This is a genomic window from Pseudoalteromonas sp. SR45-1, from assembly GCF_014163655.1.
Lineage (GTDB): Bacteria > Pseudomonadota > Gammaproteobacteria > Enterobacterales > Alteromonadaceae > Pseudoalteromonas > Pseudoalteromonas distincta.
Genome location: NZ_JACJDR010000001.1, coordinates 517,219 through 527,233 on the forward strand (window position 1 = coordinate 517,219; position 10,015 = coordinate 527,233).

General features: G+C 40.4%; 10 protein-coding genes. 2 read left to right on the forward strand and 8 right to left on the reverse strand.

What is annotated here, in order from left to right:
• Positions 1-113: 113 nt before the first annotated feature.
• From acpP to yceD, 6 genes are all read right to left on the reverse strand, one after another.
• The gene (gene acpP / locus H5089_RS02310) at positions 114-350 is read right to left on the reverse strand and encodes an acyl carrier protein (RefSeq protein ID WP_002962377.1); all 237 of its coding nucleotides are present in this window, start codon (positions 348-350) and stop codon (positions 114-116) included.
• 250 nt (positions 351-600) lie between these two features.
• Positions 601-1,347, reverse strand: a complete 747-nt coding sequence (gene fabG, locus H5089_RS02315; RefSeq protein ID WP_002962378.1) for a 3-oxoacyl-ACP reductase FabG — start codon at positions 1,345-1,347, stop codon at positions 601-603.
• 11 nt (positions 1,348-1,358) lie between these two features.
• Positions 1,359-2,285 carry an ACP S-malonyltransferase gene (gene fabD / locus H5089_RS02320; RefSeq protein ID WP_182711384.1) on the reverse strand — a complete coding sequence of 309 codons (927 nt, stop codon included), beginning with the start codon at positions 2,283-2,285 and terminating at the stop codon, positions 1,359-1,361.
• Between the two features lie 52 nt (positions 2,286-2,337).
• Positions 2,338-3,378 carry a phosphate acyltransferase PlsX gene (gene plsX / locus H5089_RS02325; RefSeq protein WP_182711385.1) on the reverse strand — a complete coding sequence of 347 codons (1,041 nt, stop codon included), beginning with the start codon at positions 3,376-3,378 and terminating at the stop codon, positions 2,338-2,340.
• Between the two features lie 12 nt (positions 3,379-3,390).
• Complete coding sequence (gene rpmF, locus H5089_RS02330) at positions 3,391-3,561, reverse strand: 50S ribosomal protein L32 (RefSeq protein ID WP_002962381.1); 171 nt, start codon at positions 3,559-3,561, stop codon at positions 3,391-3,393.
• Between the two features lie 9 nt (positions 3,562-3,570).
• Positions 3,571-4,095: a 23S rRNA accumulation protein YceD gene (gene yceD, locus H5089_RS02335; RefSeq protein ID WP_007375269.1), complete on the reverse strand. Its 525-nt coding sequence runs from the start codon at positions 4,093-4,095 to the stop codon at positions 3,571-3,573.
• A 131-nt stretch (positions 4,096-4,226) separates the two neighbouring features.
• Between yceD and H5089_RS02340 the strand changes: the two genes are divergently transcribed.
• On the forward strand, positions 4,227-4,826 hold the full coding sequence (locus H5089_RS02340; protein ID WP_182711386.1) for a nucleoside triphosphate pyrophosphatase: 600 nt from the start codon (positions 4,227-4,229) through the stop codon (positions 4,824-4,826).
• A gap of 9 nt (positions 4,827-4,835) precedes the next feature.
• On the opposite strand, the gene H5089_RS02345 is transcribed toward H5089_RS02340, so the two are convergent.
• Together H5089_RS02345 and rluC are read right to left on the reverse strand one after the other, a co-directional pair.
• A complete protein-coding gene (locus H5089_RS02345) occupies positions 4,836-5,498 on the reverse strand; it encodes an HAD-IA family hydrolase (RefSeq protein ID WP_182711387.1) in 663 nt (220 codons plus the stop codon).
• Entirely contained in the window at positions 5,495-6,454 is a 960-nt protein-coding gene (gene rluC, locus H5089_RS02350) for a 23S rRNA pseudouridine(955/2504/2580) synthase RluC (RefSeq protein WP_024596136.1), read from the reverse strand. Before rluC ends, H5089_RS02345 begins: the two co-directional genes overlap by 4 nt.
• A 773-nt stretch (positions 6,455-7,227) precedes the next feature.
• On the opposite strand from rluC, the gene rne reads away from it, so the two are divergent.
• Complete coding sequence (gene rne / locus H5089_RS02355; RefSeq protein ID WP_259396030.1) at positions 7,228-9,903, forward strand: ribonuclease E; 2,676 nt, start codon at positions 7,228-7,230, stop codon at positions 9,901-9,903.
• Positions 9,904-10,015 lie beyond the last annotated feature (112 nt).

Below are 10,015 nucleotides of genomic sequence, written 5' to 3' on the forward strand. Positions count from 1 at the left end.
TTAATTTTTAGCTAAAATTGAGCATTGAGGCTTAAGTTTTGAATCACGAACTTTGAGGTGGTTTGGATATAAAAAATTAAAGGCAGCGGATGCTGCCTTTAACGTGCGATTAATTACTCAGCGTGTGCTGTTACGTAATCGATAGCAGTTTGTACTGTAGTGATCTTCTCAGCTTCTTCATCTGGGATCTCAGTATCAAACTCTTCTTCAAGAGCCATTACTAGTTCAACAGTATCAAGAGAATCTGCACCTAGGTCATCTACGAAAGAAGATTCATTTTTAACTTCTTCTTCTTTAACACCTAGTTGTTCAATGATAATTTTCTTTACGCGTTCTTGGATATCGCTCATTCTTCTTTCCTTTATTAAAAACGCCGATGCGTTATTTTCAGATTGCCGCGTAGTTTACGCGGCATAATTCTCTGATTCAATGATTTGACCATAAATAATTGTCTGGTCAAACCTCTGAGTGTGTGTTTTGTCTTTTATCGCTTATTTTCGCAGCGATTTCAAGTATGTTTAAAGCAAGTTCACAAATAATTCAATGTTTTTGAGGTAACTTACTTAACTTTATTAGGTAACAATGTGGGTACAATGGTTATTAAACCATGTACATCGCGCCATTTACATGCAAAGTTTCACCTGATACGTACGCAGCAGCGTCAGATGCTAAATAACATACCGCAGCTGCAATTTCGTCTGGTTGGCCTAAACGCCCTGCTGGAACATTTGCAAGTGTTGCTGCTTTTTGCTCATCAGTTAAATCATCAGTCATATCAGTTTGAATAAAACCAGGTGCCACTACGTTTACTGTAATACCACGTGATGCCACTTCGCGTGCAAGTGACTTAGAAAAACCAATGACGCCTGCTTTAGCCGCTGCATAGTTAGCTTGTCCTGCATTACCCATAGTGCCCACTACTGAGCCAATATTGATAATACGACCTTTCTTTTTCTTCATCATTGGACGAAGTACCGCTTTAGATAAACGGAAAATCGAGCTTAAGTTAGTGTCGATTATATCGTCCCATTCAGTCTCTTTCATACGCATTAATAGGTTGTCACGTGTGATACCTGCGTTATTAACAAGTACGTCAATATCGCCAAAATCAGCTTTTATTGCGGCAAGTGTCGCTTCAATAGATGCAGGATCCGTTACGTTTAATGCATAACCTTTACCATTGTCACCTAAGTACTCGCTGATTTTAGCAGCGCCTGACTCGCTTGTAGCAGTGCCTGCTACTTTTGCACCTTGCGCAACTAATGTTGTTGCAATTGCTTTACCAATACCACGGCTAGCGCCAGTAATTAGGACAATTTTGCCCTCTAAAGAAAATAAATTAGACATTTTATATACTCTTATTTAGCAGCAGCGATTGAAGCGGCATCGTTTACTGAGCCACAAACCATTGCTTTATCAATTCGTTTAGCAAGTCCTGTTAATACTTTACCAGGACCAAATTCGTAGCTTTGCGTTACATCTTGTGCAACCAAGGCTTGTACTGTTTCTGTCCAGCGAACTGGGCTGTATAGTTGACGTACTAGTGCATCTTTAATTGCATCAGCGGTCGATTCAGCTTTTACATCAACATTATTAATTACATCACACTTAGGTGTATTAAATGTTAAAGCGGCCAAGTCTACCGCTAGCTTATCAGCAGCTGGCTTCATTAGTTCACAATGTGAAGGTACGCTAACCGAAAGTGGTAATGCGCGTTTAGCACCAGCATCTTTACATGCTTGTGATGCTCTATCTACTGCCGCTTTATGCCCTGCAATAACAACTTGACCAGGAGAATTGTAGTTAACTGGAGATACAACCTCACCTTGCGCTGAGGCAGCACATGCCGCTTTTATTTCTTCATCGCCTAAGCCAATAATCGCAGCCATTGAACCTACGCCTGCAGGTACAGCTTCTTGCATGTATAAACCTCGGTTTTCAACAAGCTTAACAGCTTCGCTCAAGCTTAGTACGTCGCTACATACTAGTGCTGAATATTCACCTAAGCTGTGCCCCGCCATAACAACGTCTGCATCTGGGTTTGCTGCAAGCCAATCACGGTAAATAGCAACACTTGCAGTTAATAATGCAGGTTGTGTACGATGAGTTTGATTTAATTTTTCTTCTGGGCCATTAAGAACTAGCTCTGCTAAGTCGTAACCCAGTGCATCTGATGCTTCTGCAAATGTTGCTTTAACAATGTCAGAACTCTCTAGTAGCTCTTTTAACATACCAACGCTTTGCGAGCCTTGACCTGGGAATAGAAGTGCAATTTTTTGTGCCATACTTTGCTCTTTTTAATTAAACAAATAAATAATGAAATACACGGCACATCAATTATTGATTAACCGCCGTGTCTTTAGAATGTGTTTTTTCGAAAATAGCGGCTATTTTATCAGGAAGTTGACGTTCAACCTCTTTTACCGCTTCATCAATTGCTGCTTGAAATGCTTTAGCTGACGCATTTCCATGACTTTTAACGACAATACCGCGCAATCCTACCAGAGAAGCACCGTTATACTGGTCGGGGTTCACCCTTTTATAGAGTTTTTTTATTATTGGACGCAATATAAACGCCATACATTTATACAAAAGGTGCTTTTCGAGCGCAGCTGTAAACTTATTCATAATAAGCTTGGCAATGCCTTCGCATGTTTTGAGCGCCACGTTACCCACAAACCCTTCGCATACAATAACATCAGCCTTGCCAGAAAAAATATCACTTCCTTCGCTGTAACCAATGTAATTAATATGTGGGCTTTGCTGCATTAATTGTGCAGCCTGTTTAATATCGTCGTGGCCTTTAATGTCCTCAGCGCCAATATTTAATAAGCTAACGCGAGGGTTATCGCAGCCAAGTGCTTGGCCAGCAACTACAGAGCCCATAATCCCAAACTGATACAGCATTTGCGCATCGCAGTGCACATTAGCACCTAAGTCGAGTAAATATACTGGGTTTTGGCTTTCTGTAGGAACAGATGAAATGAGTGCGGCACGTTTAACACCTGGCAGCATTTTTAATACATAGTGAGCCATAAAAAATAAAGCGCCGGTATTACCTGAGCTAACACACGCTTGTGCTTCGCCCGCTTTAACTAAATCAAGGGCAACACGCATAGATGAATCTTTTTTTGAACGTACAGCAATTGCAGGTTCGCAGGCGTTAGTGACTATTTCACTACAGTGACGAATTATGAGTCTTGGATGAGATAAAGAATCGAGGGATTCGAGTTCTTTAGATATAACGTCTTCATTGCCACATAAAATGAGACTTAAATTGGCATGAGCGTTTACCGCATGAACGGCAGCAGGAATAGATGAACGGGGGCCGTAATCGCCCCCCATCATATCTAACGCTATGGTTAGATCTTTCAGCATATAAGTAATCTCTTATTTAGAAATTACTTGAACGCCTTTGTAGTAACCATCTGCAGTCACATGGTGACGACGATGAGTCTCACCAGATGTTTGATCTACAGTTAAAGTTGGACCACTGATCGCATCGTGTGAACGGCGCATGCCGCGTCTTGCACGAGACTTTTTGCTTTTTTGTACAGCCATAGTCTTCTCCTAAGAATCTTTCTTAAGTTGTTTCAAAATATCAAATGGATTAGGTTTATCATCTTCCGCCTTTAATACACCAAAGCTGGCAGGCTTTGCTGAATAACTGCATGAAGCTTCGTTGTGGGTAGCCACTAATGGAATTGCTAAAATTAGTTCGTCTTCAATTAAATCAAAAACGTTAACTTCACCATTTTCATCAAGTGCTACTTCGTCGTAGTCTTCAGGAAAAATATCTAACTCTGTATCTTCACCTACTGGTGAATATGCAAAGTCTTGAACCAAATCCAACCCTAAATCACCATTACAACGTTGACAAATGACAGTAACATGTGTGGACAAATTGCCTCTAATCACAGCGAAACCTTGATCATCGTTTTTGCAATGTATTTTTACCGCTATTTCACCTACTTCTTCCTGCACAACTTTCTCTAAACGAGTAAGTTTTTCAAGCGGTACAATTCCGTCATACTTTAAACGGTGCTGCGCTGCTTTGCCTGGATGAAGAGTGATGGGAATTTTCACCTTTTGCATAGGGGCTGCATCATATAGATAGTTAGTTTGTTAGTCAAAGTAAAAAACCATTTTTACTTGGTTTTTAACGTGTTTTACTCTCGGATCTGATTTATCCTAACTCAATCTGAATTATCGTAGGAAAACAGTCCATGAAGCTTCCACTCATTTTAGCGTCAAGCTCGCCTTTTAGGCAGTCTTTATTACAAAAATTTAATTTACCCTTTGATACGTTTTCACCCGACGTTGACGAATCAGCACTTGAATGCGAAACACCTACTGAACTGGTTAAGCGTTTAAGTGAGTTAAAAGCCTCAGCAGCTAATAAACACTTTAAAAAAGGGTTAGCAATTGGATCAGACCAAGTCGCTGTGTTTAACAATCAAATTTTAGGTAAACCGCACAATAAACAAAATGCTCTAAAACAACTAAATTTATTTAGCGGTAATACTGTAACATTTTTAACTGGGCTTTGTGTTTACGATATTGTAACTGGAACAAAAAAAACCTGCGTAGAACCTTTTAATGTGACGTTTAAAACCCTAAGTGATGCACAAATTAGTGCTTATTGCGACGCAGAGCAGCCTTATAACTGTGCTGGCAGCTTTAAAAGTGAAGGGTTGGGTATCTGTTTATTTGAAAAACTAAGCGGAGACGATCCTAATAGCTTAATTGGATTACCATTAATTAAACTCAGCCAATTACTGGCTGAGTTTGGTATTGATGTGCTTAACGCTCAAAACAAGTTCTAATTAAATAAATTAGCCAAGCAAAACCTGTTGCAATTGCAGATAATTATCTACTGTTGCAACAGGGCTAAGCTTATTTAGCTGCTGTGCGTTATGTACACCCATTGTTACGCCAATTCTATCCATGCCTGCAGCTTTTGCCATTGTCATGTCTATTTGAGTGTCACCAATCATTACAGCGTCTTGAGCGCTTATGCCAAGTTCTTCAAGTAATTGATACAGCATATTTGGAGAGGGCTTAGACAGTGCGTCGTCGCTTGTACGTGTTGCACTAAAAAAATGTCTAAGTTGGCTTTGATCAAGCAAACGCTCTAATCCATCTCGACCTTTACCTGTTGCAACCGCTAAAACAATGCCCTGCTCTTTTAAGGCACCTAAAACGCTGACAACATTATCAAATACAGGAGTTGGCGTGGTATCAACACTATATTGGTGTTTATACCCTTTAATTAGCGCTTGATGCTGCGCGACATTATCGGGAAATAAAACATCAATTGCTTTTTCAAGCGACATACCAATAATATTTTTAATTGCTAAATCACTTGGCGCCACTAAATTAAGTGACTCAGCACTACTACGAATACAGTTAACTATTTTAGTGACTGAATCCATAACGGTGCCATCCCAATCAAAAATGACGAGCTTATATTTTTTAATCGGCGTCACTGCAATCACTGTTTTGCGTCTCGTAATTTTAGTAATGTATTTTTAAGCGTTTTATCAAGGGGCGCTTCAATACGCATCGTTGTTTCGTTTTTAGGATGATAAAAACTTAAATCGTGTGCATGTAAGAATAAACGGTTTAACCCAACTTTACGCATTGATTCATCAAACCCCTGGTCACCGTATTTATCATCGCAGGCGATAGGATGACCTTTACATTGTGTATGAACACGAATTTGGTGCGTACGTCCTGTAACAGGTGATGCTTGTACAAGTGAGCAATCGTTAAAACGTTCAAGTACTTTAAAACGCGTATGCGAAGGCTTGCCCTCAGTGTTATCTACACGTACTACGCGTTCACCCGATTTAAGGGTATTTTTACGCAGCCCTTCGGTAACGTTTTTAGTTTTAGAGTCCCACTGCCCTTCTACAAGTGCCCAGTAATTTTTTTCCATGGTTTTTTCACGAAGCTGTTCATGCAATGCTGTTAACACCGAACGGCGCTTTGCAATAAGTAAACAGCCCGATGTATCACGGTCAAGCCTATGTACTAGCTCAAGATTGCGCTCTTCTGGGCGAAGCGCGCGCAGCGCTTCAATTAAACCATAACTTAAACCACTGCCACCATGAACAGCCATACCTGAAGGTTTATTTATGACGATAAGGTATTTATCTTCAAATAAAATATCGTTTTCTAGGCGAGTTACTTTGTCTAACTTTGATGGTACAAACTCTTCACGCTCAGCAACTCTAATAGGTGCAATACGCAGTACATCGTCAAGCTGTAGTTTATATACAGGCTTAATACGCTTTTTATTAACGCGTACCTCACCTTTGCGCAAAAGTTTATAAATAGCGCTTTTAGGCACCCCTTTTAAATGGGTAATAAGAAAGTTATCAATACGCTGACCTAAATGGTCTTCATTGATCGTGACATAAGTTACTTGTAAGTCGTTTTTTTCTGACATTGCCTAATCACTAATTTAAGTAAAATAATTTAGTTGCTAACACTGTAATAATAGTGGGATAATCAGCAGCGCAAATATTTAGTATTTGCAAATAACAACGGTGCTTTTTAACACATTAAAACATTCGTGATGCACATTCTGGGTAGCCGATCATACAGATCCGAGTTAAGTTTTCCAAAGCTTTTATGCCTCCTCAGTTAACACGTGCGATCAATTAACGGCAATGCGCGTAATATATTGCTGGTTAAGTTTGAACATGAAGCGATTTTTAATGTGCTAGAGAAAGCAATGAACAGATAATTTGTCTGATAGTGACGACGTAAAAAACGTCGTTCAGCACTAGCTCAATTATTGTAGTACCGTACAGCAGCTTATTTAGAATTAAAAAAATCTAATAAATAAGCGTTCATTAACATCGGCAGCGATTTTTGCTCTTAAAACGGATATTAGCGATACATCAGTATGTATTGCTCACCAACTTAATGAGCCCTACGCGCCTAATATGAATGATATTTAGTAAGATTAATATGACAGGCCGACTTCTGGGTAAAACTTGTAAACGTAGCTGAAAAGCCGACAGTTTTAGCACCATTAAGAATTTAATAGCGGTAATAATCGCTATTGTTTGCCAGCATTTAAAATACTGCATACGAGATACAGAGCCGTTCCGTTAAAGACCCAGTCGTGAGGCTGCACATTCTAAAAATAGGGACAACTGAACAGGCGAGAAAAACATCGTCATGTCAGCGACATAAATTAAGTAGAGTAACAATATGAAACGTATGCTAATCAATGCAACGCAGCAAGAAGAAATGCGCGTAGCACTGGTTGATGGCCAGCGCCTTTATGATTTAGATATCGAAAGCCCAGGTCACGAACAGAAAAAAGCCAATATTTATAAAGGCAAAATCACTCGCATTGAACCATCTCTTGAAGCAGCATTTGTTGATTACGGTGCTGACCGCCATGGTTTCCTTCCTTTAAAAGAAATTGCACGTACTTACTTCCCTGCAGGTTACACTTTTCATGGTCGCCCTAACATTCGCGACGTAATAAAAGAAGGTCAAGAAGTAATAGTACAAGTTGATAAAGAAGAGCGCGGCCAAAAAGGCGCAGCGTTAACTACTTTTATCAGTGTTGCTGGTAGCTATTTAGTTCTTATGCCTAATAACCCTCGTGCTGGCGGTATTTCTCGTCGTATTGAAGGTGACGAGCGAACTGAACTTAAAGAAGCATTAGGTCGTTTAGAACTACCTAAAGGTATGGGCTTAATTGTTCGTACAGCGGGTGTTGGTAAATCATTTGAAGAACTTAACTACGATTTAAAAGCACTATTAGTACATTGGGATGCAATTAAACAAGCAGCCGATAGTGCTAAAGCACCGTTTTTGATTCACCAAGAAAGCAACGTGATTTTCCGCGCAATACGCGACTATTTACGTCGTGACATTGGCGAAATTTTAATTGATAAACCACGTGTTTTTGAAGAAGCTAAAGCGCACATTGAGCGTTTTCGTCCTGACTTTATGAGCCGTGTTAAGCTTTATCAAGGTGACACTCCTTTATTTACACATTACCAAATTGAAAGCCAAATTGAGTCTGCATTCCAGCGTGAAGTACGTCTTCCTTCTGGTGGTTCAATTGTAATTGACCCTACTGAAGCACTGACATCTATTGATATCAACTCGTCTAAGGCAACTAAAGGCGGCGATATTGAAGAGACAGCACTTAATACAAACTTAGAAGCGGCCGATGAAATTGCACGTCAATTACGTCTTCGTGACCTAGGTGGTTTAATTGTAATCGACTTTATTGATATGACTCCTCCACGCCATCAACGTGAAGTAGAGAATCGTTTAAAAGATGCAGCGCGCCCAGACCGTGCTCGCGTTCAAATTGGTAAAATCTCACGCTTTGGTTTGCTTGAAATGTCGCGCCAGCGTTTGCGTCCTTCATTAGGTGAAGCAAGCCAAGGCCCATGTCCACGTTGTAGTGGCCAAGGTACTATTCGTTCAAACGAATCAATAGCACTTTCAATTCTTCGCTTAATTGAAGAAGAAGCAATTAAAGACAATACAGCACAAGTAAATGCACAAGTGCCTGTTGCTGTTGCTGCTTATTTATTAAATGAGCAACGTCGTAGTGTTCATCGCATTGAAAAACATCATAAATGTGACGTAGTGATTATTCCAAATCAACATATGGAAACACCACATTATGAAGTTATGCGCTTACGTAAAGACGAAACACTTGAAACTGTAAGTTACGGACAAGTTGTTGCACCAGAGCCTGAAGTATTCGAGATGTCAAAATCTCCAAGTACGCCAGTCCGTGAAGAGCCGATGCTAAAAGGCGTGGTAATGCCTTCTACTCCTGCTCCACAAGCAGCGCCAGCTAAAGCCGTAGAGCCTGCGGCGGTAGCACAAACTAAAACTGAAGGTGGCTTACTAGCTGCTATTGGTAATTGGTTTAAGTCGTTATTTGCAAGTGAATCTGAAGAAGAGAAAAAAGAAGCTGTAGAAAAAGAGCAGCAAGAAACGCGCAATAATGCACGTCGTGGTAACGATAATCGTCGTCGTAATAACAATCAACGCCGTCGTAATAATAACCCACGCACTAACAAGCCGCGCAATGAGCGTCCAGCCGCTGAAGAGGAAGCTAAAACTGACTCAGCAGCAAGCACCGAGACTCAAGAGAGAAGCGAGAACCGCAACAAGCGCCGTCGTAATCCTAACTCTCGTAAGCGCCCAGAGCATAAAAACCAAGAAAAAGATCAAGTTAAAACTGAAGCCCCTGCAAAGGCGGAAGTAGAAACTGATTCTAAGCCAGCACAAGCTGCAGAGCCTAAAGAACAGAAGCCTAAAGTTCGCCGTCAACGTCGTAACATACGTAAAAAAGTACGTCTGCAAGATGAAAAAGCTGAGCAAGCTAACTCAACAGAGCAAGCACCTGAGCAAACGGCTGTAACTGAAACTCCACAAGTTCAAGAGCAAGCTCCTGCTGTAGAAAAGCAAAAGCAAACTCCGGCAGAAAAAACAGCTCACATTAAAGAAGAGAAAGTTGATGTTGTTGATTCTAACGATGAAACAGCAACTACTGAAGACGAACAAGAGCAAACACGTACACGTTCACGTCGCTCTCCTCGTCATCTTCGTGCATCTGGTCAACGTCGTCGTCGCCCTGAAGGTGAAGCAGAAGTTAAATCTGATGAAGCCCCTGCATTTATTCCAGTTGCTGATCAAGCTGCTGCAGAATACGAAGCAGAACTTAAAGCTAAATCAGAAGAAACACCGGTAGATGCGTCGCAACAAGTTGAACAAGCCGTTGCTGTTGAAGACTTAGCAAAAGTTGAAGCTGTAGAAGAGCCAGTAAAAGCTAAAGAACCGGCTAAAGTTGAAACGCCAGTAGCCACTGAAGAACCTACTAAAGTTGAAGATGTTAATGAGTAATATATTTGTTTTAGGGAAATTACATGCAAGAGTAACGGGATTATTTGATTTCGGTAGAAATCAAAAAGATTTAAATTATTTACCTCTGACAGTAAGTCAAATTCATAACTCG

Excerpts from the sequence above, each read along its gene's own strand:
- acpP (WP_002962377.1), bottom strand. The coding sequence starts at position 350 with ATGAGCGATATCCAAGAACGCGTAAAGAAAATTATCATTGAACAACTA.
- fabG (WP_002962378.1), bottom strand. The coding sequence starts at position 1,347 with ATGTCTAATTTATTTTCTTTAGAGGGCAAAATTGTCCTAATTACTGGC.
- fabD (WP_182711384.1), bottom strand. The coding sequence starts at position 2,285 with ATGGCACAAAAAATTGCACTTCTATTCCCAGGTCAAGGCTCGCAAAGC.
- plsX (WP_182711385.1), bottom strand. The coding sequence starts at position 3,378 with ATGCTGAAAGATCTAACCATAGCGTTAGATATGATGGGGGGCGATTAC.
- rpmF (WP_002962381.1), bottom strand. The coding sequence starts at position 3,561 with ATGGCTGTACAAAAAAGCAAAAAGTCTCGTGCAAGACGCGGCATGCGC.
- yceD (WP_007375269.1), bottom strand. The coding sequence starts at position 4,095 with ATGCAAAAGGTGAAAATTCCCATCACTCTTCATCCAGGCAAAGCAGCG.
- H5089_RS02340 (WP_182711386.1), top strand. The coding sequence starts at position 4,227 with ATGAAGCTTCCACTCATTTTAGCGTCAAGCTCGCCTTTTAGGCAGTCT.
- rluC (WP_024596136.1), bottom strand. The coding sequence starts at position 6,454 with ATGTCAGAAAAAAACGACTTACAAGTAACTTATGTCACGATCAATGAA.
- rne (WP_259396030.1), top strand. The coding sequence starts at position 7,228 with ATGAAACGTATGCTAATCAATGCAACGCAGCAAGAAGAAATGCGCGTA.